Source organism: Bradyrhizobium sp. Crot121, from assembly GCF_059512385.1.
The window spans coordinates 153,021-176,857 of record NZ_JCAMOR010000002.1 but is presented as its reverse complement, the minus strand read 5'-3'; the positions used below and the strand labels follow the sequence as shown (position 1 = coordinate 176,857).

Sequence of the window (23,837 nt, the reverse complement as noted above, 5' to 3'; positions counted from 1 at the left end):
CCACTAGGAGTCGCCTCCTCTCAGGCGCAAACGATGGAACGACATGCAAAGTGGTGAACCGACGCCGATCCGGCTTGCTCAGGACGTAAACGGAAAACTCCGCGCGTGGCCCGAGCGGCCAAAGATGGCCAAACATCGGTTGAAAGCCGGTCGCACCAGCGACCCAGCACGGCTGCTGCGCGAATGTCGCGCCTCTTTCGTGCCGCTCAACGACGTGGATGCATGAACGTGCGCCGCGCCATCCTCGTCATCCTCGACGGCTTGCGCCGGGACCTCATCAGTCCCGAGACTACGCCGCACGTAGCCGCCTTCGCCGCGCACGCCGAGCAATTCTCAGACTACAGCACGGTCTTTCCTTCATGCACGCGCGTGGTCTCCGCCAGCCTCGCCACCGGGTGCCTGCCGGCGCACCACGGGCTCCAGGGCAACACCATGGTCCTCGTTGAAGACGGCCGCCTTGTGCGTCACGATGCGGGGCGGCCGGATTTTCTCCAGCACAAAAGACGTGTCACCGGACGGTCCCTTGGCGTTCCTACTCTTGCCGAGCGGCTGCGTGAGCACGGTGGTGCGGTGATCTTCAGCAACGTGTCGCCTGGTGCGGCCTATGCTCACGATCCCGACGGCCACGGACGCATCTATCATCGCGCCGGCTCGTTCGGGCGAGGCCGCATTCCCCTGCCCGAAGCTGAGCAGCTTCGCGTGAGCCTGGACGTGGCTGGCGATCGAGCCATGACCGAGCGTTTCATTGCGGAAACTGTGCTGGCCGCGGGTCCTCCAGCCCTCACTCTGATGTGGCTGGGCGAACCCGACTCGTCCCAGCACGCACTGCCGCTGGGCTCGCCCGAACATCTGGCGGTCCTGACGGAAGCCGATCGGAACGCGAAGCGCGTCATGGACGCTGTGGCGCAATTGCCCGACCGTGAGGATGTGCTCTTTCTCCTTGGATCCGATCACGGTCATCAAACCGTGAGCGGCGTCATCCACATCGAGGCCGAGCTGGTCGCCGCGGGCCTCAAGGGAAGTCTCGATTCCGACGAGGTGGTGGTCGCCTCCAACGGCACTTCGGCACTGATCTATCTTCACCCGGACGCCGCCGGGCGCGAGGCGGCGATCGCAAGCTTCCTGGCCGGCCAAGATTGGGCCGGCACCGTACTGACCGGGGCCGAGTTGCACCGTATTGGGCAGTCCACCGACAACGGACTCGCCTGTGCCGTCTCCATGCGCGAGACCGAGGCTCCCAACGCTTTCGGCATCGTCGGGACAAGCTTTGCCGCCAAGCGTTCCGAAGGCAAGGAAGATGTCATCGGCGCAGGTCAGCACGGTGGGCTTGGGGCTGCAGAGCAGTCCCCTTTCCTGATGATCTCAGGTCCGGGCTTCTTGGCCGGAGCGGTGCGCTCCAAAGCAGCCTCGGTTATCGACATCGCGCCGACCATTCTTGCTCATCTCGGTCTGCCCGGCTCCGGCACAGACGGCAACGCGCTACAGCGAGGCGGCTGTGGCTGAGATCGAGCTGCGCGCCATCGAGAAGCGCTATGGCGAGGTGCCGGTCCTGAAGGGCGTCTCCCTGAAGATTCAGGACGGAGAATTCCTGACCCTGGTGGGACCGTCCGGCTGCGGCAAGTCCACCTTGCTGCGGATCATCGCCGGGCTCGAAGATCAAGACGCCGGCGAGGTGAGCGTGGGCGGCCGGACCGTGGATGGTGCCCGTCCAAAGGACCGCGACGTCGCCATGGTGTTTCAGTCCTACGCCCTCTATCCCCATCTCACCGTATTCGACAATATCGCGCTGCCATTGCGCACGCGGAGACTCTCCTTCGCACAGCGCCTGCCGCTGATCGGACGGCTGCTGCCGGGTCGCACCGGCATCGAAAAAACCATTCGCGTGGAGGTGGAGCAGGCCGCCGCCATGCTCGACGTGGCCCATTTGCTCCACCGCAAGCCCGGCCAGCTTTCCGGCGGCCAACGCCAGCGCGTCGCCCTCGGGCGCGCAATGGTGCGGCATCCCACCGTCTTTCTGATGGACGAGCCGCTATCCAATCTCGACGCCAAGCTCAGAGTGCAGATGCGCGCGGAAATCACCGCGCTGCACCGCCGCCTCGGCGTCACCTTCGTTTATGTTACGCACGACCAGTCGGAGGCCATGACGATGGCGGACCGCGTGGCCGTGGTGATCGGCGGCGAGCTGCTCCAGGTGGGCCCTCCAGACGAGCTCTATCGCGACCCGCAGGATCTGAGGGTGGCCGAGATGATCGGCAGCCCCAAGATCAACGTGGTCGCTCGCGGCCATTGGGCGGACGATCGACCGATTCTGTCGGCAGCCCTTGCACCGCAGACCAAGCACCTCGCATTTCGTCCTGAAGCAGCCGTCCTGACCACGCCAACCGCTGGCCTGCCCGGTGGCACCGTGACGGATCTTGAAAATCTCGGCTCGGATATCTTCGTGCATGTGGCGCTCCGCGACGGCTCGGAAACCGTCGTGATCCGCACCGCACCCGACGAACCACGCCTTTCGCTCGGCTGCGCGGTTGGGCTCAAGGTCGATGCCGCGCGACTGATGCAGTTCGATGAGGCTGGCAGACGCTGCGGCGATATCGGGCGGGTTGCAGCATGAGCGTGACGACCTTGGCCCACCGCCGTGCTCGCCCGGCTGCCCGTCGTCGGCAGCATCAGGCTGCAGAGGCCACCGTCGGCTGGCTCGCCGTCTCCCCGGCCTTGATCCTGCTCCTCTGCCTGCTCTTTGGCCCGGCCGCGGCGGTGATCCTGTTCTCTTTCACCGACTGGCAATTGGGCGCCAGCACCTTCCGTTTCGTCGGTACCGAGAATTTTGCAGCGTTGTGGGCGGACCCGCCCTTTTGGAAGGCCCTGATAAACACCTGCATCTATGTGGCTATCGTGGTGCCGGGGACGGTGGGGCTTGGCCTTGCCACAGCTTTGCTCATCGAAGCGAGCCCTGGCCTGCGCGGCTTCTATCGCGCGGTGCACTTTCTGCCAGTCATGTCCACCATGTCAGCCATGGCCGTGGTGTGGGGCACCATGCTTCATCCCAGCATCGGCCTGGTCAACCGGACGCTCGCCGTATTCGGCATGACCGGCATCAATTGGCTGCGGGACGAGCACACCGCGCTCCTCGCCGTCGCCCTTATTGGCATTTGGCAGGGCTTTGGCTTCGCGATGGTGCTCTTTGTCTCCGGCCTGAAGGCGGTGCCCCAGCAGCTCTACGATGCCGCTGCAGTCGATGGCGCGGACGGCCTCTTTGACCGGCTGCGCATCGTGACTCTCCCCATGTTGGGGCCGGTCACCATGTTCGTCATCGTCCTCACCGCAAGCCGCGCCTTTGAGGTGTTCGATAGCGTGCGCGTGCTCACCCAGGGCGGTCCGAATTACGCCTCCGAGGTTTTGCTGAATCGGCTCTATTCCGAAAGCTTCGACTATCTGCGCACCGGATACGGCGCGGCCCTGACGGTGGTCTACCTTGCTATCGTGATCGCCCTCACGATTGCCCAGGCGCGCTTCATCGAACGCCGGGTGCACTATTCATGAGTGCACACCGCCCCCGACGCCGGCTCGCAGGTCGCATCGTGCGCCACGTCTTGCTCGTCGCTTCCGCAGCATTCGCGTTGCTGCCTTTCGTATGGATGGTCAGCTTATCCCTGAAGCCACCGGACGAAATCTTTCAACCCGACTTCCATCTTTGGCCCCAAACCTTCCACGGCGTCGAGAACTATCGCGTTGCGCTGACCGCAGCGCCGATGCTCCGCTTCCTGCTCAATGGCGTCTTCGTCTGCGCGGTCATCTTCGCGCTGCAGCTCGTGATCTGCGTGCCATGCGCCTACGCCCTTGCCAAGCTGCGCTTCCGCGGACGTGACACTTTGTTTTCTGCAGTGCTGGTTGGGCTTCTCGTGCCGCCGCAGGCACTGGCTATTCCCCATTTTGTCCTCCTCTACGTCTTCGGGCTGCTCGACACCTACGCGGCTCTCATTCTTCCCTGGATCATCTCTGCCTTCGGTATCTTCCTGCTGCGCCAGTTCTTCCGATCCATCCCCGACGAGATCATCCACGCCGCCCGGCTCGATGGGCTCGGTGAGTTCGAGATCATCTGGCGCATTATGATGCCCATGAGTGCCCCCGCGCTCGCCGCCTTCGGCATCTTCTCGGTAGTGGCGCACTGGAATGACTTGTTCTGGCCACTCATCGCCGTGCGGAGCGAAGAAATCTCGACACCGGCGCTAGGCATTCTCCTGTTCCGCGATGACGAGGCCGGCCAATTCCTCGGCGCACTGATGGCCGGCGCCACGATCATCGTCGCCCCGCTGCTGCTCGCTTTCCTCTTCGCCCAGCGCCGCTTCATCGACGGGCTGGCGACCACCGCCATGAAGTAACTAAAGGACACCATCATGTTCGACAGACTGCTGCCGCGCCGCGTGTTGAGGGTCGTGGGTGCCACATTGCTGGCCGGCTTCGCGCTCACGCCCGCCCATGCCGAGGTAACGCTCGACGTGCTTTACACCACGCCGGGGACTTTCAACGCTCTTCACCAGGAGCTCGCCAAGCGCTTCACCGAGACACATCCCGAGATCAAGGTAAAATTCCGCAACCCGGCGGCCGGCTACGAGGAGGGGGCACAGCAGATCCTGCGCGACCAGATCACCGGACGTCTTCCGGATATCGCCTTCAACGGCATCAACCAGATCGGCTTGTTCGTGGACCGCGGCCTCGGCGCGCCCCTCGATGCCTTTGTGGCGGCGGATGGTGGTCTCGACAAACTCGGCTACTACTCAACGCTCGCAGCGCTTGGCCAATGGAAAGGCAAGCTCTACGGTCTGCCTTTCGCGGTCTCGACACCGGTGCTCTACCTGAACGCCGACCTCGTGAAGAAGGCCGGCCTCGATCCGACTACGCTGCCCAAGTCCTGGCCCGAGCTCGTCGCCGCAGGTCAGAAAATTCAGGCAAGTGCCGGAGCCGGCGTGACGGGATTCTACTACCAATGGGACCAGACCGGAAACTGGCTGCTGCAGTCGCTCGTCACCAGCCGCGCTGGACGCATGCTGAAGGCCGACGGCTGCACAATCGCCTTCGATGACGATGCCGGCATGTGGGCACTCAAGACCTTGGAGTCTTTTGGCAGGTCAGGAATGCCCAACTTCGGTATCAGCCAAGTGCGTCAGTCATTCGTCGCCGGCAGCGTCGCCATCCTCGTCGATTCCACGTCCTATGTCGCCGCAGCGGATCGCCAGATCGGCAACCGCTTTGATTTCAAGACCGTCGCGTTTCCGTTGTCGGCACCCGACGGCAAGCTGCCTGCCGGCGGAAATGTCGCTATGGTCTTCGCGAAGGATGCCGAGCGGCAGAAGGCGGCATGGGAGTATGTGAAGTTTGTCACCGGCCCGATCGGTCAGACGCTCATGGTGAACTATACCGGTTACATGCCCGGCAATGAGATTGCGGTGAAGTCACCCGAGCTCCTCGGGTCATTCTATGCCAAGAACCCCAACCACATGACCAGCATTCAGCAACTGCCGGTGCTGACGGATTGGGCGTCCTTTCCGGGTGGAAATTCGCTGAAGATCATCGAAGTGATCAAGAACCACACCGAAAGCCTGGTGACGGGCAAGCGTTCCGCCGCGGAAGTGATGCCCAGCCTGGTGCAGGATGTGAACGGCCTTATGCCCAAATGCGGCGGCTAGAGCATTTTCGGTTCTGATTGAATCAGAACCGAAGTTCTAGATTCTTGTCTTGACGCGTTTTCTGCGCAGATAAGTCTACGCAATCTGCGTACACTTGATTGCTACGCGAACCGATGTCCACCCTCGGATCAAGTCCGAGGGCATGCTTGGCTCGAAAACGCTCTAAAGCCAAGAATGTGTCAGGCAAGAATGAGAAGCTATCGCCCTCTTCCAACTCGGCCGTCCTTTTCGCTTTGAACCGGACCATGTTCGTCAATTTTAGCGTCGAGACCGGTACGATCAAGGCAGTCAAGAACCCCATCGCTTTGTTTCATTCCCGTGGGCAGCGACACCTGCGCACCGTCGGGACAGATGTGGAAATCGCTGACGTCTCCTTGGAACCTAAGCGATGCCCTCAACTGCGTGAACCAACTCCTCATGGAAGGCGCCCTCAACAAACCGGCGTGCACAAGTGGTGGCAAGCAATTACTATGCGAATTCGTATGCAGGCGATCTAGGCGCCCCAGACTTCGCGCAAGACCGACAGCCAGTTTTCTCCGATCACGCCCTCGATTTTGCTTGAATTCCAGCCGCGTTTCTCCATCGCGGCCGTGAGATTTGGCCAATCACCGATGGTACGCATGCCCTGCGGATTGATCACGCTCCCGAAGTCCGTGAGCTTGCGTCCGTATCCTTTGTCGTGCGTGATCCAATCGAAGAAGGGCTGCCCGTAGCCTTGAGTGAAGTCGGTCCCAATGCCGACGTTTCGCTCGCCGCAGATGTCGATCACGTATTCGATCGCCTCGACGTAATCGTCCACTGATGCTTCAGCCCCGCGTTTAAGGAAGGGAGGAAACATCGTAACGCCGACGAACCCGCCGCGATCGGCGATGAACTTCAGTTGCTCATCGCTCTTATTGCGCGGATGGGACTTAAGCCCGGCGGGCAGACAGTGCGAGTAGGTCACGGGCTTCTTGGAAGCAAGGATCACGTCTGTGCTCGTCTGAGGACCGACATGCGAGAGGTCGCACAGGATGCCAAGTCGGTTCATCTCGGCAACCACCTCGTGTCCAAAGTCGGACAGCCCACCGTCCTTGCTTTCATAACAGCCGGTGCCCACGAGGTTCTGGGTGTTGTAGGCCATCTGAATGATGCCAACGCCGAGCTCCTTGAAGAGGCTGAGATAGCCGATCTGGTCCTCTATACCCGTGATATTCTGCCATCCCAGTATGATCCCGGTTCTGCCTTCCTTTTTCGCAGCCATGATGTCCTGGGTTGTATAGACCTGTCTGATCAGATCGCCATGTTCGCGGAACCAGTGTTTCCACTGCATCACGTTCCGCATCGTCTCGGTGAACCCCTCCCAAATGCAGCACGTGCAATTGGCGGCCGTAAGCCCTCCCTTTCGCATGTCCTCGAATATGTCCCGGCCAAAATTGGAGATGATCAGACCGTCGATGACGATCGAGCGCTCGTGCAGCTGCGACGACATGTTTTTGTTCTCCTGATGCAAATCGATGTTCGAACGCCGGGCAGCGATTGGGACGCAGCCGGTACCAAGTAGTGACGGTCCGTTAGGGCTCGCCCTCCAGGTTTGCCCTCGTGCCCACGTCGGCATTGAAGAGAAAGCACCACTCGGGAGCAATCGTGAGCCTGACCGCCTGCCCTGGCTGAACCGCTTCCGGCATGTCCCGATTGGCCTGCTGAACCAGAAGACGTTGCTCGCCGGGGACCTTAATCTGATACTCGGTGAAAGGTCCGAGATAGCTGATGAGCTCGACCACCCCGTCGATCTCGTTCGCATCGTCGTGAGCCGTTGCCGCCGATCCCGGGCCGACGGCAATCTTGATTTTCTCGGGCCTCACCCCAAGCAGCGTCGCCCGCGCGATTTTCGGCGCAACCCTGAAGGAAATTCCCGCATCGGTCGTGAACCTGTCGCCAGCCAGCGTTCCCTTGAAGAAGTTTGTCTTACCGATGAAGTCGGCGACGAAAGGCGTAGCCGGCCGCTCGTAGAGATCGGCGGGGCTCCCGATCTGCTCGATGGCACCCCCATTCATCACCACGAGCCGATCGGCGAGGCTAAGCGCTTCCTCCTGGTCGTGGGTGACGAACACGGTCGTCAGCCCCAGCGATTGTTGCAATTGTCTTATCTGCAGCCGAACGTCGTGTCGCAGCTTCGCGTCGAGAGCCGACAGCGGCTCGTCCAGCAACAACACATGCGGATTGATGACCAGTGCGCGAGCCAACGCGACCCGCTGTTGCTGCCCTCCCGACAATTGTCGTGGCATGCGTTCTGAGAAACGGCCGAGCTGCACCAGGTCCAGAACCTTGGCCACGCGCTGTCGGATATCGCCTTTGGGAACGCGGCGCATCTCCAGTCCGTAGGCGATGTTCTGATGGACGTTCATATGGGGAAACAGGGCAAAGCCCTGAAACACCATTCCCGTATTGCGCTTGTTGGGCGGAAGATCGGTCACATCCTGATCGCCGAACAAGATCCGGCCCGCACTAGCCTCGATAAAGCCCGCGATCATCCGAAGCGTCGTGGTCTTTCCACATCCGCTGGGCCCGAGCAGCGCCAGGAATTCCCCGTTCGCGATATCGAGCGACATTTCCCTCACAGCGACGAAGGAGTCGTATTGCTTCACCACGTTCTGGAGAGTGACGTTGGACACTGTTAGCCCTTTTGTTCTTCAGAATGTTCGCCCAAGACGCACGTATCGGTCGGAAACGATGAGCGCAATCGCGATGATGAGAACCTGGATCGTCGCAACCGCCATGATCGTCGGATCGGTTCGGTATTCCAGATAGTTGAGCATAGCGATCGGCAGCGTGATACGACCAGGACCGACCAGCAGGAGCGACTTCTCAAGATCGCCGAACGAAGCGATGAATCCGAACAGAACGCCAGCCGTGATACCCGGGCGTATCAGCGGAAGGGTTATACGGAAGAAAGTCGTAAGCCGCGTGGCGCCGAGACTAAGTGATGCTTCCTCGATCGCAGGATCGAGCCCGGCCAAGGATGCGACGAGCAGCCGCAACACCCAAGGTATCGCGATCAGAGCATGGGCCAAAGTCAGGCCGTAAACCGTAGAGGCGAACTGAACGTCGCTCCAGATCTGAAGCTCAATGTAGAACAGATAGATCGCGCTGCCGGCGACGATGGCCGGGATCATCAGCGGCGACATCAGCACAGTGTTGATGAACTCCCGTCCCCGGAACTGGTATCTGCCGATCGCGAGCGCTGCGGGAACGCCCAGGCATAGCGCGAGCACCGACGCACTGATCGCCACCTGAAAGCTCAGGAAGAAGCCGCTCCTGAAGGCTTCGAGGCTCCAGGCCTGAACGAACCAGCTTCCCGTGTATCCCTCGGGAGGAAATGAAAGGATCTTGTTGCTGAAGAACGCGACCCATATCGTTGTCGCCAGCGGAACGAGCACGAACAGGATGGTGGCCCATACGAAGATCAGATAGATCCACCTGAGCGGGCTCGCTTTGCTGATACTCGTCATCGGACGGCACCTATCCGTGCCGTCCGACTGAACATTACGGCGGACACGACCGTGAGCACCATCGTCAGGGAGATCAGCATGAACGCCAGCGCCGAGGCGAACGGCCAGTTCATGGCCGCCGATATCTGCTTGTAGATGGTCGGCGCCATCATGTAGAACTTTGGCCCACCGATGAGGATCGGCGTCGCATAGGCATTCATCGACAGGATGAAGCACAGCACGCAGCCTGCGAAGATACCCGGCATCAGAAGAGGAAGGACGATCCGGCGAAACGTTGTCAGCGCGGAAGCCCCCAGGTTGAGTGACGCTTCCTCCAGCGATACGTCGATATTGTGCATGACGCTGTTGAGCGTCACGATCATGAATGGCAATAGTACCGACGTCAGACCCGTGATTACCGCGCCGGACGTGTAGAGTAGTTGCAGCGTTTCGCCTCCCGGGTCGAGTTGTTGCAGCAGGAAATTCAATAAGCCCTTGTTATCGAGGATGATGATCCATCCGGCGGTCCTCGCCACGTTCCCCATGAACAGCGGCAAGACGATTGCGATGATCAGATAGCGCTTCAGTATGGCTGAAGTCGTCCTCGCCATGAAATACGCAACAGCCAATCCACCGATGAGGCACAGCAACGTCGTGACTGCCGAGACCCAGAGGGTCGTCCACAACACCTGACGGTAGAATTCGTCCTTGAAGAACCTGACGTAATTATCCAGCGTGAACGCCTGGATGTACATCTGTGCCGCGTCGTACTGGTAGAAGCTCAACCGCAGCATCATGAGGAGCGGAAGCATCAACAGTAGCGAGACAAAGACGAAGGCCGGTCCCGACAAGGCATAAGGGGCAGCCCACCGGGTGCGTCTTGCGACGGCAGGCATGCCGCTTGACTCTCGTGCAACTACTAGCGTGGTCATCTAGACGCGTTCAGCTCTTGAATTCTTTGTTCCACCAATCGAGCAGATCATTGCGGTTCTTCAGCCAGAATGCATGAGGCCGGTTATGGATCGCCTTCTTCTCTTGCTCAGTGAATTCGATCTGCTTGGCGGCAGCTTCGGGCAACACCGACTTGGAGTTTGATGGCGAATAGAATGACTTCTGGACCAGAGCCGTCAGCCCGTCCGGGTCTAGCAACGCATTGCAGTAGAATTTCGCCGCCTGAGGATTCGGTCCCTTCTTCGGCATCACCAGACCGAAGATGATGCCGATGCCGCCCTCCGCCGGATACGCGGAAACCACATCGACACCCTCCGAGGCGAATTGCAGGATGCGCGCCTTGTACTCGGGAGCGACGAGGATCTCTTCGTTCTTGAGCGCCTGCTCGATCTGCAGATGGTTCGGATAGATGCGCGGGCTGGCCGCTTTCTTCCATTCCATCATGCTGGCTTTCACGGCCTCGATATTGATGTTGTCGAGGGACTTTCCGAGCTTGAGTGCCGTGGACTCGATGTGGTGAAACCAGTGGGCGTCGCTTAGGCCGACGATGCCCTTGTACTTGGGGTCCCAGAGATCGGCAAAGCTCTTGGGAGCTTCCTTCAATTTCTTGGGGTTGTAGCCGATGATCCAGGCGCTGTATTGCCAAGGGACGAATGTGGGCGTTCGCAGGATGGACAGGGTATCCTTCAGTCGCGGGACGGCCTGTTCATCGATCGCATCAAGCGCTTCCAACGAAGCCAGTTCGAACGCGGTCGCGTCGTCCATGTGCGCGACATCCATAGGCGCACGCGGCAGCCTGCGGCTCGCAATGATCTTTGTTCTGCGTTGGTCAAACCCGTCGAGGTCGCGGACAATAGTGTAACCGGCTTTCTCGACAATGGGCGCTTCGAAGAACTGGACCGTGCGGTCGTTCCAGTCCCCGCCCCAATTGGCGACGATTATTTGGCCACCTTCGGCGCGGACCCCGCCCGCGCTGGACATGAGCGCCATCGCGCTCGTCGCACCCGCAAGAAACCCGCGCCGGTTCATCAGATAGCTCATGCGTCCCTCCGTGGTGCCACTCGCTCTTTGGCGCCATTGCCAAAGGCTGCGAATGCCCTCCCGCTTCCCCTCTTGCTCTCGTCTTTCGAAAGTCACAAAAATGTATACGTGCACTGCCAGCCGGGGCTTGTATGAATGCGACATGAAAATTGTAGCTGTTGGAAGACGCGAGGGACGTCGCGTCGCACGGCCCTGGCAATGTGCAGTAAGTATGCAAACGGCCGCTTATCTACTAAGCAAATGGCGTGCGATCGCAGCGCAGTCGACTTGGCGTAGTTGTGCGATTCCGAAATAGCGCCCAGGTTGAGTTGCGTTCGCGAGCACCTCAAGTCACGGCGGGAAGTTGCTTCGCGGCGCCGCATGACGTCGAGGGCTAGAAGGACTCGGATCGCCATTCCCTGTATTAGAATGGCCTTTGCTCGAGCTTCATCGGCGAAGCTCGCTTTTCCCCCACTCGACATACCCACGGAACAATCACTCATGCTGCAGATAAGGCCGGCCACAGTTGAGGATAGCGCATCGATCTGGTCGATCATCGGCCCTGTCATTCGCGCCGGCGAGACCTACACACTCCCCAGGGACATGTCGGAAGCAGACGCTCTCCGCTATTGGATGGGGACGGATCGGCAAACCTTTATTGCGGTGCAAGACGGAAACGCGGTGGGGACCTACTACCTACGCGCCAATCAGGCCGGCGGCGGATCGCATGTCGCCAATTGCGGCTACATGACGCACGTGAGCACTCAGGGAAAAGGTATCGCACGGCAGATGTGCGAACATTCCCTGCTGCATGCGAAGAGCCAGGGATTTTCCGCGATGCAATTCAATTTCGTTGTCAGCAGCAATGAGCGCGCCGTCAGCCTCTGGCATTCTCTTGGCTTCCGGGACGTCGGTCGCCTGCCACTCGCCTTCCGTCGGCCCTCAGGCGACTATGTTGATGCGCTTGTGATGTTCAAGTTGCTGTAGCGACTGAACCGTTCCGTATCAGCAACGGCGGGACGCTGTCCATCTCGCCGTTGCTGCGGGAGCGTTACTCGGCCGCCATGCGCGTCGATCCCACACTGTCCAGGTAATCGACGCATTCATCGACGCTGTGGACGTCAGCGAACTTGGCGTCGATGTCGTAGAGGTTCCAGGCGACCGCGCCAGGCACGCGGTCACCGATGCACTCACGAACAGCAATGGTGCGAAAACCGTCCGCCAAGCCATCGCAGATCGTCGTGCGGACGCAGGCCGTCGCGGTCACGCCGGTTACCAGGATGGTGTCGACGCCGGCAGCGCGCAGAATTCCCCCAAGGCCCGTACCGTGAAATGCGCTCGCCCGCTTCTTCAGCAAGGTATATTCACCCTCGACCGGAGCGATTCGCGCGTCGATGGCCCAGAGTGCCCGATCGTTGAGATTGACGACCTCGATCGGTATTTTGCAGTGCCACAAGCCCATGTCGGTGAACGGTGCGTTGCGATCGGTGATCTCGTAGGCCGTAGTCACGTGGATCACCGGATGGCCGTTCGTGCGGCACGCCTTGAGGAGCCGCTGCATGCCCGGCATGATCTGGTTGTCCATCGCTTCCTGATCGCAGGTGAAGGGATTGCCGGGCCGCGTCCAGGCGTTGGTGAGATCGACGCTCACCAGCGCGGGACGCCTTCCAAATCCGATACGACGCTGGAAACCGCGCTCCTGATAGATCTTGGTGGAAGCATCGAAGGCCTGCTGCAACATGCGGTTAAGTTCGCGATTGTCGATGTCCTGCACGGTCAATCTCCTCGTTGTCCGGCCGTCCTGACCGACGGCTCCATGTCCCGACCCCGCCATCATGACGAAACACAGCGCGCGCGGAAGTGATCGTTCGCCAATTGTTGTTGCACGGCCTGCATCAATCGATATCCTTCACTCGCCCGTAGGGAAGGCGCCGAATGTGCGGAGACGGAGGTCTCGAACTCACGCAGTCGTTTGTGGTAGTCGCCGAGGAACTCAGTTTCCGACGCGGCGCCCAGCGCCTCAACATTGATCAGTCGGCTCTGACCCGTCGTATTCAGAGGTTGGAACAGCTGCTCGGCTTCAAGCTGTTCGAGCGCACCACCCGGGAAGTTTCGCTCACGCGGCGGGCCGCTGCTTCTACGAAACAAATGTCGAGCTGTTGCGGGGTTACGAACGGGCAGTCGGCGCGGCGCGTCTTGTCGCGCAAGGCAAGACCGGAGAGCTACGGCTGGCTTACATGTCCTTCGCGGCAACGACGCTGATGCCGTCGGCAGTCTCTCGATACAGACGACTCCATCCGCATGTCGCACTGAACCTGCGTTACATGCGTACGCAAGGTCAGAAGCTGGCGCTCGCGCATGACGAGATCGACATCGGCTACATGATCGGGCCGTTCGACCATCCCGATTTCCAGGTCCTGGTGGTTTCGGTAGAGCCGCTTTATCTCGTCGCCCCGCGGGATCACGAGTTGACCCGTGCGTCAAAGATACGTCCAGCCGACCTTGCCGGGCAGGATCTTATCCTCGGAGATATGGGCGAGTGGGAAGCGTATCGCTGGCGCCTCAGCGACATCTTCGCGGCGGAAGGCTTGAGCATGAAGGTCTGCCTGGAGGCGTCGAATCCGATGGCCCTGCTCGGACTCGTCGCGGCCGGTCTCGGCGTCACGATTTATCCAAAGAGCTTGATCGGATTCGCCGGTCACAATATCGATCTGCGTCCCATCGACGATCAAAGATTTTGTCTTGAAACGGTTCTAGCCTGGAAAAGAACGAACAGGTCCAAGACCGTCCGCGCCTTCATTGAGCTGGCCGGGCAACGGCACTCATCTATCGACTGATGAGCGCGCACTGTGTCACTCAACGGCCAAAGGCGTAACCCTGCATGTAGCGAGGGTTCGCGGCCGCGCGCAGCACCCTCCCTCTTTTGGAAACCGCCGAAAGCCTTCCGAGCGACCATCCATCGACGATTTCGATACGATGCCCCCTGTCCGCAAGCTCCTTCTGCACCTCCATCGAAAAACGACCTTCCATCGTCAGCGAGCCGGGTTTAGCACGTCGTGGAAAGAACGAGCTCGGCATGTGGTCGTTGTGAAACATCGGTGCGTCGATCGCACCCTGCAGATTGAGATTGTGATGCACGTGGCGCAGAAAGAAGACGGAACTCCACTGATCCTGTTGATCGCCGCCGGGAGTGCCGAAACTCGCGTACGGCTCCCCGCCCCTGTACACCAGGGAAACGGAAAGGGTGGTCCGGGGGCGCTTGCCGGGGGCAAGCGACGATGGAAGCCCCGGCTTGAGCCAGAACATCTGCGCTCGTGTCCCGAGTGCGAATCCTAGTCCGGGAATCACCGGCGAACTTTGCAGCCAGCCTCCGCTCGGAGTTGCCGAGACGATGTTGCCATGCCGATCGATCACATCGAGATGGACCGTATCGCCGCGCACCGCGCCGCGGCGACTGATCGCAGACTCGCCGCTGACCGCCGTGGAGCGGGCAACCGTAGGCTCGCCGGCGCCCAGCGCCGCGCTGCCATCCTCGGCGTTGCCGATGGCATAGGGCACGGCATGATCGAACCCCTCGATCGAGCCCGGCCGGAAGTCGAGCGAGGCAGCACTCCCCACCAACTCTCGTCGCGCGTTCGCGTATTCTTCGCTCAGAAGCCTTGCCATCGGCACATCGACAAAATTCGGATCGCCGTAATATTTCTCGCGATCGGCGAATGCGAGCTTGGAGCACTCGGTGACGGTGTGAATGAAGTCGGCGCCGAGAGGATCCATCGAGGATAGATCGAATCCCTTGAGCAAAGCGAGCTGCTGGAGGAACACCGGCCCCTGCGTCCACGGTCCCGGCTTGAGCACTTGGAAAGCACCATAGCTCAGCGAAAGCGGATCCTCGTATGTCTCTTGCCAGAGCGAGAGATCCTGTCCGGAGATGATTCCGGCATGCCGCGATCCCGAGGTATCCATCACCGGCGTCCGGACGAACTGGTCGATCGCCTCGGCGACGAACCCCTGGTAGAACGCCTTGCGCGCTGCTTCTATTTTCTGTTCTCTCGTCCCTCGCGTTTTATCGGCAACGCGGACGATCCTCTCATACGTCGACGCAAGGTCCGGATTCGCAAACAGTGCGCCTGCCGGCGGAATGCCGTCCTTCAGATAGACGTCTGCTGATGTCGGCCACTCCTCCTGGAAAAGGGGAGCGACCGTTTGGATCGCAGCGGCGATCCTCGGAAGCATCACGTAACCGTCGCGAGCGTAGGTGATCGCGGATTCCAGGACGTCACCGACGTCCATTGTCCCGTAGTCGCGGAGCAGTCTCATCCAGGCGCCGAACGAGCCGGGAACGCATGCCGGAAGAAACCCGCTTCCCGGAATGATGTCGAGGCCGAGTTTGGCGAACGTCTCAATCGTGGCGCCTGCCGGCGCAACCCCTTGCCCGCACAGCACGCGCGCGCGTCCCGATTTCGCGTCGTGGAAGATGATCGGGACCTCGCCGCCGAACCCGTTGAGATGCGGTTCGACGACTTGCAGCGCAAAGCCGATGGCCACCGCGGCGTCGAAGGCATTGCCTCCCTTCTCGAGGATCCGCATGCCAGCGGCAGTTCCCAGCCAATGAGTCGAGGCAACCACCCCGAACGCGCCGACGATTTCCGGCCTCGTCGTAAATGCGCCCTCGCCGGCATCAGGACCGTAGCTGAGTCGGAAGTTCCCCAGTGCCAAATTGCTCGACATTCTCGGCTCTCTTCAGCCCAACGGATAGATCGGGAACGCCTTCGTCAGCTCTGCGACCTGTCCTTTCACGCGCTGCTCGACAGCCGGAGCCGCGTCGGTATTCGCGGCGGAAACGGCGTCCAATACATCCGCGATCAGATTGCCTACCGCCTGAAATTCTCCTTCGCCGAAACCGCGCGACGTCGTCGCCGCTGTTCCGAGCCTGATTCCCGAGGTGACAGTCGGCTTCTCCGGGTCGAAAGGTATCCCGTTTTTGTTGCAGGTGATGTTAGCCCGTCCGAGTGCGGTTTCTGCCGTCTTGCCGTTGAGGTTCTTGGAACGCAGATCGACCAGAAACAGATGATTGTCGGTCCCACCGGAGACGACGGAGTATCCCCGTTCCATGAGGGTATTCGCGAGCGTCCTGGCGTTCCTGACGACGTCGCTGGCGTATCGGCGAAATTCCGGCGTCAGCGCTTCGCCGAATGCGACCGCCTTTGCAGCGATCACATGCATCAGCGGACCGCCTTGAAGGCCCGGGAAGATCGACGAGTCGATCTTCTTTGCCAACACTGCGTCGTTGCACAGGATCAGACCGCCGCGCGGACCGCGCAGCGTCTTGTGGGTGGTCGAGGTGACGACATGCGCGTGAGGAATCGGCGATGGATGGACGCCGCCGGCGACCAGACCGGCGAAATGTGCCATGTCGACCATGAGATAGGCGCCAACCAGGTCCGCGATACGACGGAATTCGGCGAAGTCCCAGAAGCGCGAGTAAGCCGACCCGCCAGCGACGATGACCTTCGGCCTATGCTCCAGTGCGAGACGCTCCAGCGCCTCCATGTCGATCCTCTGATCTTCCGAACGCACGCCGTAGCTCACGGCGTTGAACCACTTGCCGGACATGTTGGGCTTGGCGCCGTGGGTGAGATGGCCTCCCGCGGCCAAGTCCAGTCCCATGAAAGTATCGCCTGGCTTCATGAGAGCCATGAAGGCGCCCTGGTTGGCCTGACTGCCCGAATTCGGTTGCACGTTCGCGAAGGCGCAGCCGAAGAGCTTCTTGGCGCGCTCTCTCGCGACCTCCTCCGCCACGTCGACATGCGCGCATCCGCCATAGTAGCGTCGTCCCGGGTAGCCTTCCGCATACTTGTTCGTCAGAACCGAGCCTTGCGCCTGCAGGACCGCGCGCGAGACGATGTTCTCGGAGGCGATCAGCTCTATCTCTTCCTGCTGTCGCCGCAGCTCGTCTGCGATGGCGGACGCCACCTCGGGATCCAGGGTCGAGATGTCGGTGGTGAAGAACTTGTTCGACGCAACTTGTCCCATGTGTGTTCCTTCAGCATTCCGCCAGATTCACCGCGAGTCCTCCGAGCGAGGTCTCCTTGTATTTGGATTGCATGTCCCGGCCAGTCTCGCGCATCGTCGCGATGACTTTGTCGAGCGATACCACGTGCGTCCCGTCTCCCTGGAGCGCGAGCGATGCAGCGCTGATGGCCTTGATGGCCCCGAAGGCGTTTCGCTCGATGCAGGGGATCTGCACCAGGCCGCCGATCGGATCGCAGGTCATGCCGAGATGGTGCTCCATGCCGATTTCGGCGGCATTCTCGATCTGCTCGTTGGTACCGCCGAGAACGGCCGCCAATCCCGCGGCCGCCATCGAGCAGGCGACGCCGACTTCCCCCTGACATCCGACCTCCGCGCCGGAGATGGATGCGTTCATCTTGAACAGGGCTCCGATCGCGGAAGCGGTCAGGAGAAAGTGGCGCAGCCCTTCCGCATCGGCATCGTGGCAATGGTCGCGGAAGTAACGCAGCGTGGCCGGAATGATGCCGGCCGCGCCGTTGGTCGGCGCGGTGACGACGCGGCTTCCCGCGGCGTTCTCTTCGTTGACGGCTATCGCATACAGGCTGACCCAATCCATCACGGCGTGTTGCGCTCGATTGTTCGCTACGGATGCCACCAGGAGCCTCCGATGGAGTGCAGGCGCCCGCCTCCGCACTTCGAGACCACCGGGAAGTTCCCCTTCCGTCGCCATGCCGCGGTCTATGCAAGACATCATGACCGCGACGATGCGATCGAGATGTGCCTCGACCTCGTCGCTCGGCAGCCGCGAGGTCTCGTTGGCGAGGACCATCTCGGCAATGGACAGGCCGGACGAAGCGCCCATCGTGAGGAGGTCGCGGCCGGAGCGAAACGGATAGGGCACCGGCGCCGACGAGGCGGGCGACGGCTTTCCTACCTCTTCTTCCGGCACAACGAAGCCGCCCCCGATCGAGCACCATCGCTGTTCGAGGAGCCGCTCTCCGGCAAAATCGAAGATCGTTAGCGCCAGCGTATTCGGATGATGGACCGGAGGAGTGATGCCGTCGAATACGATGTCCGCCTCGGGATCGAAGGCGATCCGGTACTTGCCTGCGAAACGGAGCACCTTTTCTTGCCGGGCCGACGCCACGATCTTGTCCGCATCATCAGGATCGACCGCATCAGGACGTTCGCCGGCAAGGCCGAGAATGACGGCTTTGTCCGTGCCGTGCCCTTTACCGGTCCAGGCGAGCGATCCGAACAGATCGACTCGCACCCGCGCCACACGTCGCAGCAGGCCCGAACGCTCTACGCTCTCGGCAAAGACGGCCGCCGCCTTCATGGGGCCGACCGTATGGGACGACGATGGGCCTATGCCGATCTTGAAGAGCTCGAACGTTCCGATCATGAAATCACGTGGGTGACCTTGCCGACTGATCGTGGAGGAATTCCTGGCGGGCTTCGTCCAGGAACGACCAGACGTAAGGCGAGAAAGAGCGCCAGACGTCCAGATGAAACACCTCCTGCTCCGTTCGGGAGAGCACTATCGGCGACTTGCCGAGAATGGAGCGCGTGCACATCCCGACCGGAAATGCTCGTTCGGAGAGATCGAGCGGGCAGCCGTGGTTGAGCACGTATTCGCTCATCGGTCCCCTTATCGCCATGGAGTCGGATCGATGACTGACGTCGACGAGGGAACAGGAAGGGGAGGCGAGCTTTTCCGACATCGTTGAGAACAGCTCAGAAGAATCCACTCCGATCGCTTCCAGCAACCACTCGTCCGGACCCAACCAATAGGCTTTGCGTCCCGCCGCCTCGCGGAAGCGGTTGGCGGTCTGGGGTAGCTCGACGCCGAATGCCTCTCCGGCCGCGCCGATCGACGAGGGTCGTCCGCGAAACACCAATTTCGCCGCATCGGGCAGCACCGCTAGCGAAACCTGCGGAGAACTGGCGCTGTCGCGGCTGACGGCCGCCAGCGAGTTCACCCTGACGATCGTTGCCTCAACCATCGAGACGCTTCCCTTCCGGATCGTAGAATATCGGCTGGACGACTTCGGCCGTCACGGGCCCGCTTGGCATCGGAACGCTCAGGCGTGAGCCGATGCGCGCCCGGCCGCCTTGCACCAAGGCCAGAGCGATCGAGCGGTCGAGCGCAACGCTCCAGTACGACGACGTAACGTGGCCGATCATCGTCATGGGGACAGGCTCGGACGGATCGGCGACGACCTGCGCCCCCTCCTCCAGCACGATGTTCGGATCGACAGTGAGCAGCCCGACCAATTGTTTTCGATCGCTTCGGCTCATGGCGGGCCGCGCCAGCGAACGTTTGCCGACGAAGTCCTTCTTGGCCTTCCCGATCGCCCAGGCCAGCCCCACGTCATCGGGGGTCACGGTGCCATCAGTCTCCTGACCAACAATGATGTATCCCTTCTCAGCCCGGAGAACGTGCATCGTTTCGGTGCCGTAAGGCGTGATGCCGAACTCGCGTCCCGCGGCGTAAATCGCCTCCCACACCCCGCGGCCATATCCCATGGGGACGTTGACCTCGAAGCCCAGTTCGCCGGTGAAGGAGACCCTGAAAAGTCGCGTCGGCACCCCGCAGATATGCCCCTCCTGCACGCTCATGTGCGGCATGGCCTGCTGGGAGATGTCGATGCCGTGCACGAGCGGCTCCAGCACCTTGCGCGCATTCGGTCCCTGGACGGCAATGACGGCCCATTGCTCGGTGGTCGACGTCAACCAGACGTCGAGGTCCGACCACTCCGTTTGCAGGTAGTCCTCCATGAGGGCGAGCACGCGGGCGGCGCCACCCGTCGTCGTCGTGACGTGGAAGCGATCTGGCGACATTCGCCCGACGACGCCGTCGTCCATGACAAAGCCGTCCTCCCGCAGCATAACCCCGTAGCGCAGACGCCCCGGCTCAAGCTTGGTCCATGCATTGGTGTACATCCGGTTCATGAATTCGGTGGCGTCCTTGCCGACAACCTCGATCTTGCCGAGCGTGGTAGCGTCGAAAATCCCGACCGATTCCCGTGTCGCCTTGCATTCGCGCCTGACCGCCGCGTGCATGTCCTCGCCCGGTCGCGGGAAATAATGAGCTCGTTTCCAAAGGCTCACATCCTCGAAGACGGCGCCGTTCTCGCGCGCCCATTCGTGGATTGACGTTTTCCGAACCGGATCGAACAGCTCTCCTCTGGACTGGCCGGCGAACGCGCCGAAGGTCGTCGGCGTGTATGGAGGGCGGAATGTGGTCAGGCCGACTTGCGAGACGGGCAACGCCAGCGTTTGCGAGACGATGCCCAATGCGTTCATGTTGGACGTCTTGCCCTGGTCGGTCGCCATACCCGTGGTCGTGTAGCGCTTGACATGCTCGATGGATCGAAAGCCTTCGCGCGTCGCGAGTTCGATGTCTTTTGCGGTGACGTCGTTCTGAAAGTCGACCCAGGCCCGCGTTCGTCGCGATTTGCCGCCGCTCGGCGGTGCACCGATGAAACCGTCCCTGCCCAACGATTGAGCGAAAACCGAAAACTTGTGCTCGGCCGCCGCAGTTCCTCCCGACGCCTTTGCCGCACTGAGTCCTCCCGCGAACCCGTCGGCGAGAGATGCGCCGAGGTCGAACACGCCTCGACAAGCTCCGATGGAACGCTCGCGCTCGACCGAGGTGCCCGGCAGATATGCCTTCAGATCCTCGTCATAGACGAGCTTGCCGCGCGACTGCGAGAACAGGTGCACACTCGGCGTGAAGCCAGCCGACATCAGCAGAAGGTCACACGCGAAGGTTTCGGGATGCCCCGTGCGTCCTCCGCAAATTCGCGCCAGATCGGCATGCGAGATGCGCAGACGGCCGTAAGTTCCGGCGGCCACCGTGGATGGACGCACGTCGATGCCGGCGGCTCGCGCCCGCTCGATCCATCGGCCATTCGGAGCTGATCTCACATCCGCTATCGCAGCGATCTCAACGCCCGCGCTCTTCAACTCAAGCGCCGCGCGATAAGCGCTGTCGCAGGCGGTGAAGACAACCGCCCGGCTGCCGGGCAACGCTCCATAGCGATTGAGATATGTCCGCGCCGCCTCGGCCATCATGATCCCGGGGCGATCATTGTCCGGAAACACCAGCGGCCTTTCGATGGCGCCGGTCGCAAGGACCACTTCCCTGGCCCGCACCTGCCACATTCGCTCCCGCGGCTGCTTTGTGATTGCCAGTCCCAAATGGTCCGTGACGCGCTCACATAGCCCAAGGAAATTGTGCGGATACCAACCGAACGCGGTGGTCCGTGGCAACAGGACCACGTTCGTTCGCGACTTCAATTCCCGGATGGTCTGCTCCAGCCAATCGGCGGCCCCCTGCCCGTCGATGGTTGCTTCCCGCTCCGACAGCAGCGAGCCTCCCATCTGGTCCTGCTCGTCGCAGACGAAGACCTTCACTCCGGATCGCGCCGCCGCCAGCGCGGCTGCGAGGCCGGCCGGTCCTGCACCGATGACCAGGACATCGCAATGCCCGTACACTTGCGTATAACGGTCGGCGTCGGCCGCTTCCGGGGCGCGCCCAAGCCCGGCGGCCCGCCGGATCATCGGCTCGTACAGCTTCTTCCACGCCGACGCCGGCCACATGAAGGTCTTGTAGTAGAAGCCCGCCGGGAGAAATCGCGAGAACAGGTCGTTTGCGCCGCTGAAGTCCAGCGAGAGGGACGGCCACCGGTTCTGGCTCTCCGCCACGAGGCCGTCGTACAGCTCGAGCTGGGTTGCGCGAAGGTTCGGCGTATAACGCGCTTCCTCGCTGCCCACGCCCACCAGCGCATTCGGTTCATCCGGCCCCGCGGACAAAAAGCCGCGAGGGCGATGGTACTTGAACGACCTGCCGACGAGATGAACGCCATTGGCGATAAGTGCCGAAGCGAGCGTGTCGCCTGCGAACCCGGAATATTTCTTGCCGTCGAAGTGGAACGACAGCGGCTTGCTGCGATCGATGCGGCCGCCCGCGGGAAGCCGGTATCTCATAGCGCCGCTCCGCTCCTGCTGGACCGCTCTTCCAACCCTGCGTCGACCGGTTTGGGAGGCTCCTCGCCGATCTTGTAGGTTGCCACGATCGCATCGGAGATCGTATTCCGCTGTACGTTGAAGAAGCGCGCACAGCCGTGAATGTGCCTCCAGCGTTCCGCGTGAAGTCCTTTCGGATTGCTTCTTATGTACAGGTACTCCGCCCAGGACTCGTCATCGAGAGACGCCGGATCCTTCGGGCGAGCGATGTGAGCCTGTCCTCCATAAGAGAACTCGAGTTCTGGCCTCGGACCGCAGAAGGGGCACTTGATGAGAAGCATGTGACTGGATTTCCAAAACTAGTGGGCCACCGCCGCAGCAGCGGCTTCGTCGATCATCACGCCATCGCGAAATCGCTCGATCGTGAAAGGCGCGTTGATCGGATGAGGATCATTCTTCGCAATCGTCCACGCGAAAACGTCGCCTGAACCTGGCGTCGCCTTGAATCCTCCAGTGCCCCAGCCACAATTAACGTAGAGCCCGGGCACCGGCGTCTTCGCCACGATGGGGGACCGATCGGGGGTTACGTCGACGATGCCCCCCCAGTTGCGCAACATCCGTAGTCTTCTGAACATCGGCACAAGCTCGCAGATGGCGTCGAGCGTATGGGTTGCGATATGCAGCGCGCCCCGCTGTGAATAGGATGTGTAGGCATCAGTGCCGGCGCCGATGACCATCTCTCCCTTGTCGGATTGCGAGATGTAGGCGTGAATGGTGTTTGACATCACCACGCAGGGAAAGGCCGGCTTGACGGGCTCTGAGACCAGAGCCTGGAGCGGAAAGCTCTCCAGCGGCAACCTTACCCCGGCCATGTTCATGACGACGCTGGTGTTGCCGGCCGCAACGACTCCGATCTTGCCGGCCCGAATGAAGCCCCTTGACGTCTCGATCCCTTCCACTCGGCCCGATGCGGCGCGGCGGATGCCGAGGACCTCGCAGTTTTCCAGGATGTCGACGCCACGCGCGTCCGCGGCTCTTGCGTATCCCCATGCGACAGCATCGTGCCGAGCGGTGCCGCCCCGCCGCTGCAAGGCGCCGCCAAGGATCGGATAGCGCATGGCGCCGCCAACGTTCAGCGGAGGACAGAACTCCTTGCACTCTTGTGGCGACAGCCATTCATTGTCGATACCGTTGAGCCTGTTGGCATGGACATGCCGCTTGAAGCTTTGGACGTCGTGAATGTTGTGCGCCAACATCAGGACGCCCCGCGGGGAGTACATCACATTGTAGTTCAGCTGCTGCGAGAGCCCTTCCCACAGTTTCAGGGCATGCTCGTAGAGCCTGGCGCTCTCGTCAAAGAGATAGTTCGATCGGATGATCGTCGTGTTACGGCCCGTATTCCCGCCTCCGATCCATCCCTTCTCTACGACCGCGACGTTTGTTAGTCCGTACCGTTCGGCCAGGTAGAATGCCGTCGCCAAACCGTGCCCACCGCCTCCGACAATCACAACATCGTAGGCAGGTTTCGGCTCGGGCGAACGCCACTGCCGTGGCCACGTCTCGTGGCCCCCGAGAGCTTCGCGAAACAAGGAAATTGCAGAGAATCGTCTCATGGGTGCCCGTGCCAGAATAACTGCGATTTATTATCGCCTGCCGATACGATCTCGCCAGCATCCGCTCGCCGTGCTTGTTGGATGAAAGCGACATCCCGCCGATCGACGCCGTC

At 61.3% G+C, this 23,837-nt stretch carries 22 protein-coding genes; 9 read left to right on the top strand and 13 right to left on the bottom strand.

What is annotated here, in order from left to right:
• The first annotated feature begins 43 nt into the window (after window positions 1-43).
• The 6 genes from AC5ZGW_RS03020 to AC5ZGW_RS02995 are packed head-to-tail and all read left to right on the top strand — an operon-like array spanning window position 44 to window position 5,684.
• The gene (locus AC5ZGW_RS03020; protein ID WP_130222768.1) at window positions 44-226 is read left to right on the top strand and encodes a hypothetical protein; all 183 of its coding nucleotides are present in this window, start codon (window positions 44-46) and stop codon (window positions 224-226) included.
• Complete coding sequence (locus tag AC5ZGW_RS03015) at window positions 223-1,503, top strand: alkaline phosphatase family protein (protein ID WP_130222766.1); 1,281 nt, start codon at window positions 223-225, stop codon at window positions 1,501-1,503. The genes AC5ZGW_RS03020 and AC5ZGW_RS03015 overlap by 4 nt, the downstream gene beginning before the upstream one ends.
• Window positions 1,496-2,611 (top strand): ABC transporter ATP-binding protein, encoded by a 1,116-nt coding sequence (locus AC5ZGW_RS03010; RefSeq protein WP_130222764.1) that lies wholly within the window; start codon window positions 1,496-1,498, stop codon window positions 2,609-2,611. Before AC5ZGW_RS03015 ends, AC5ZGW_RS03010 begins: the two co-directional genes overlap by 8 nt.
• Complete coding sequence (locus tag AC5ZGW_RS03005) at window positions 2,608-3,540, top strand: carbohydrate ABC transporter permease (RefSeq protein WP_130222762.1); 933 nt, start codon at window positions 2,608-2,610, stop codon at window positions 3,538-3,540. The genes AC5ZGW_RS03010 and AC5ZGW_RS03005 overlap by 4 nt, the downstream gene beginning before the upstream one ends.
• Window positions 3,537-4,379 (top strand): carbohydrate ABC transporter permease, encoded by an 843-nt coding sequence (locus tag AC5ZGW_RS03000; protein ID WP_130222760.1) that lies wholly within the window; start codon window positions 3,537-3,539, stop codon window positions 4,377-4,379. The genes AC5ZGW_RS03005 and AC5ZGW_RS03000 overlap by 4 nt, the downstream gene beginning before the upstream one ends.
• 15 nt (window positions 4,380-4,394) lie before the next feature.
• Window positions 4,395-5,684, top strand: a complete 1,290-nt coding sequence (locus AC5ZGW_RS02995; protein WP_130222758.1) for an ABC transporter substrate-binding protein — start codon at window positions 4,395-4,397, stop codon at window positions 5,682-5,684.
• 493 nt (window positions 5,685-6,177) lie between these two features.
• On the opposite strand, the gene AC5ZGW_RS02990 is transcribed toward AC5ZGW_RS02995, so the two are convergent.
• The 5 genes from AC5ZGW_RS02990 to AC5ZGW_RS02970 all read right to left on the bottom strand — a co-directional run bounded on the left by AC5ZGW_RS02990 (window position 6,178) and on the right by AC5ZGW_RS02970 (window position 11,290).
• On the bottom strand, window positions 6,178-7,155 hold the full coding sequence (locus AC5ZGW_RS02990) for a dipeptidase (protein ID WP_130222756.1): 978 nt from the start codon (window positions 7,153-7,155) through the stop codon (window positions 6,178-6,180).
• Between the two features lie 82 nt (window positions 7,156-7,237).
• Window positions 7,238-8,338 (bottom strand): ABC transporter ATP-binding protein, encoded by a 1,101-nt coding sequence (locus tag AC5ZGW_RS02985; RefSeq protein ID WP_130222753.1) that lies wholly within the window; start codon window positions 8,336-8,338, stop codon window positions 7,238-7,240.
• An 18-nt stretch (window positions 8,339-8,356) separates the two neighbouring features.
• Window positions 8,357-9,175: an ABC transporter permease gene (locus tag AC5ZGW_RS02980; protein ID WP_130222751.1), complete on the bottom strand. Its 819-nt coding sequence runs from the start codon at window positions 9,173-9,175 to the stop codon at window positions 8,357-8,359.
• A complete protein-coding gene (locus AC5ZGW_RS02975) occupies window positions 9,172-10,050 on the bottom strand; it encodes an ABC transporter permease (protein WP_165435025.1) in 879 nt (292 codons plus the stop codon). Before AC5ZGW_RS02975 ends, AC5ZGW_RS02980 begins: the two co-directional genes overlap by 4 nt.
• Before the next feature lie 46 nt (window positions 10,051-10,096).
• The gene (locus AC5ZGW_RS02970) at window positions 10,097-11,290 is read right to left on the bottom strand and encodes an ABC transporter substrate-binding protein (protein WP_130222747.1); all 1,194 of its coding nucleotides are present in this window, start codon (window positions 11,288-11,290) and stop codon (window positions 10,097-10,099) included.
• Window positions 11,291-11,629: 339 nt separating this feature from the next.
• Between AC5ZGW_RS02970 and AC5ZGW_RS02965 the strand changes: the two genes are divergently transcribed.
• Window positions 11,630-12,112 carry a GNAT family N-acetyltransferase gene (locus tag AC5ZGW_RS02965; RefSeq protein WP_130222826.1) on the top strand — a complete coding sequence of 161 codons (483 nt, stop codon included), beginning with the start codon at window positions 11,630-11,632 and terminating at the stop codon, window positions 12,110-12,112.
• Between the two features lie 64 nt (window positions 12,113-12,176).
• On the opposite strand, the gene AC5ZGW_RS02960 is transcribed toward AC5ZGW_RS02965, so the two are convergent.
• Window positions 12,177-12,899 (bottom strand): isochorismatase family protein, encoded by a 723-nt coding sequence (locus AC5ZGW_RS02960; protein ID WP_207230908.1) that lies wholly within the window; start codon window positions 12,897-12,899, stop codon window positions 12,177-12,179.
• A 161-nt stretch (window positions 12,900-13,060) separates the two neighbouring features.
• On the opposite strand from AC5ZGW_RS02960, the gene AC5ZGW_RS02955 reads away from it, so the two are divergent.
• Both AC5ZGW_RS02955 and AC5ZGW_RS02950 read left to right on the top strand, forming a co-directional pair.
• Complete coding sequence (locus tag AC5ZGW_RS02955) at window positions 13,061-13,387, top strand: LysR family transcriptional regulator (protein ID WP_245474491.1); 327 nt, start codon at window positions 13,061-13,063, stop codon at window positions 13,385-13,387.
• Window positions 13,363-13,962 carry a LysR family substrate-binding domain-containing protein gene (locus AC5ZGW_RS02950; RefSeq protein WP_349645041.1) on the top strand — a complete coding sequence of 200 codons (600 nt, stop codon included), beginning with the start codon at window positions 13,363-13,365 and terminating at the stop codon, window positions 13,960-13,962. The genes AC5ZGW_RS02955 and AC5ZGW_RS02950 overlap by 25 nt, the downstream gene beginning before the upstream one ends.
• Window positions 13,963-13,981: 19 nt before the next feature.
• On the opposite strand, the gene AC5ZGW_RS02945 is transcribed toward AC5ZGW_RS02950, so the two are convergent.
• From AC5ZGW_RS02945 to AC5ZGW_RS02915, 7 genes are read right to left on the bottom strand one after another with little or no spacing between them, the layout of a single operon-like run.
• Window positions 13,982-15,853 (bottom strand): gamma-glutamyltransferase family protein, encoded by a 1,872-nt coding sequence (locus AC5ZGW_RS02945; protein WP_130222745.1) that lies wholly within the window; start codon window positions 15,851-15,853, stop codon window positions 13,982-13,984.
• 12 nt (window positions 15,854-15,865) lie between these two features.
• The gene (glyA, locus tag AC5ZGW_RS02940; protein ID WP_130222743.1) at window positions 15,866-17,158 is read right to left on the bottom strand and encodes a serine hydroxymethyltransferase; all 1,293 of its coding nucleotides are present in this window, start codon (window positions 17,156-17,158) and stop codon (window positions 15,866-15,868) included.
• Between the two features lie 10 nt (window positions 17,159-17,168).
• Window positions 17,169-18,542: an L-serine ammonia-lyase gene (locus tag AC5ZGW_RS02935; protein ID WP_130222741.1), complete on the bottom strand. Its 1,374-nt coding sequence runs from the start codon at window positions 18,540-18,542 to the stop codon at window positions 17,169-17,171.
• A 4-nt stretch (window positions 18,543-18,546) separates the two neighbouring features.
• Window positions 18,547-19,119, bottom strand: coding sequence for a sarcosine oxidase subunit gamma (locus AC5ZGW_RS02930; protein ID WP_245474490.1), 573 nt, complete (start codon window positions 19,117-19,119; stop codon window positions 18,547-18,549).
• A gap of 16 nt (window positions 19,120-19,135) precedes the next feature.
• The gene (locus AC5ZGW_RS02925; RefSeq protein ID WP_130222737.1) at window positions 19,136-22,132 is read right to left on the bottom strand and encodes a sarcosine oxidase subunit alpha; all 2,997 of its coding nucleotides are present in this window, start codon (window positions 22,130-22,132) and stop codon (window positions 19,136-19,138) included.
• A complete protein-coding gene (locus tag AC5ZGW_RS02920; RefSeq protein WP_130222735.1) occupies window positions 22,129-22,452 on the bottom strand; it encodes a sarcosine oxidase subunit delta in 324 nt (107 codons plus the stop codon). Before AC5ZGW_RS02920 ends, AC5ZGW_RS02925 begins: the two co-directional genes overlap by 4 nt.
• A gap of 18 nt (window positions 22,453-22,470) precedes the next feature.
• Complete coding sequence (locus tag AC5ZGW_RS02915) at window positions 22,471-23,724, bottom strand: sarcosine oxidase subunit beta family protein (RefSeq protein WP_130222733.1); 1,254 nt, start codon at window positions 23,722-23,724, stop codon at window positions 22,471-22,473.
• Window positions 23,725-23,837 lie beyond the last annotated feature (113 nt).

Excerpts from the sequence above, each read along its gene's own strand:
- AC5ZGW_RS03015 (WP_130222766.1), top strand. The coding sequence starts at position 223 with ATGAACGTGCGCCGCGCCATCCTCGTCATCCTCGACGGCTTGCGCCGG.
- AC5ZGW_RS02920 (WP_130222735.1), bottom strand. The coding sequence starts at position 22,452 with ATGCTTCTCATCAAGTGCCCCTTCTGCGGTCCGAGGCCAGAACTCGAG.
- AC5ZGW_RS02955 (WP_245474491.1), top strand. The coding sequence starts at position 13,061 with ATGTGCGGAGACGGAGGTCTCGAACTCACGCAGTCGTTTGTGGTAGTC.
- AC5ZGW_RS03020 (WP_130222768.1), top strand. The coding sequence starts at position 44 with ATGCAAAGTGGTGAACCGACGCCGATCCGGCTTGCTCAGGACGTAAAC.
- glyA (WP_130222743.1), bottom strand. The coding sequence starts at position 17,158 with ATGGGACAAGTTGCGTCGAACAAGTTCTTCACCACCGACATCTCGACC.
- AC5ZGW_RS02970 (WP_130222747.1), bottom strand. The coding sequence starts at position 11,290 with ATGTCGCATTCATACAAGCCCCGGCTGGCAGTGCACGTATACATTTTT.
- AC5ZGW_RS02915 (WP_130222733.1), bottom strand. The coding sequence starts at position 23,724 with ATGAGACGATTCTCTGCAATTTCCTTGTTTCGCGAAGCTCTCGGGGGC.
- AC5ZGW_RS03005 (WP_130222762.1), top strand. The coding sequence starts at position 2,608 with ATGAGCGTGACGACCTTGGCCCACCGCCGTGCTCGCCCGGCTGCCCGT.
- AC5ZGW_RS02950 (WP_349645041.1), top strand. The coding sequence starts at position 13,363 with ATGTCCTTCGCGGCAACGACGCTGATGCCGTCGGCAGTCTCTCGATAC.
- AC5ZGW_RS02945 (WP_130222745.1), bottom strand. The coding sequence starts at position 15,853 with ATGTCGAGCAATTTGGCACTGGGGAACTTCCGACTCAGCTACGGTCCT.
- AC5ZGW_RS02990 (WP_130222756.1), bottom strand. The coding sequence starts at position 7,155 with ATGTCGTCGCAGCTGCACGAGCGCTCGATCGTCATCGACGGTCTGATC.
- AC5ZGW_RS02925 (WP_130222737.1), bottom strand. The coding sequence starts at position 22,132 with ATGAGATACCGGCTTCCCGCGGGCGGCCGCATCGATCGCAGCAAGCCG.
- AC5ZGW_RS02935 (WP_130222741.1), bottom strand. The coding sequence starts at position 18,542 with ATGATCGGAACGTTCGAGCTCTTCAAGATCGGCATAGGCCCATCGTCG.
- AC5ZGW_RS03000 (WP_130222760.1), top strand. The coding sequence starts at position 3,537 with ATGAGTGCACACCGCCCCCGACGCCGGCTCGCAGGTCGCATCGTGCGC.
- AC5ZGW_RS02975 (WP_165435025.1), bottom strand. The coding sequence starts at position 10,050 with ATGCCTGCCGTCGCAAGACGCACCCGGTGGGCTGCCCCTTATGCCTTG.
- AC5ZGW_RS02980 (WP_130222751.1), bottom strand. The coding sequence starts at position 9,175 with ATGACGAGTATCAGCAAAGCGAGCCCGCTCAGGTGGATCTATCTGATC.
- AC5ZGW_RS02995 (WP_130222758.1), top strand. The coding sequence starts at position 4,395 with ATGTTCGACAGACTGCTGCCGCGCCGCGTGTTGAGGGTCGTGGGTGCC.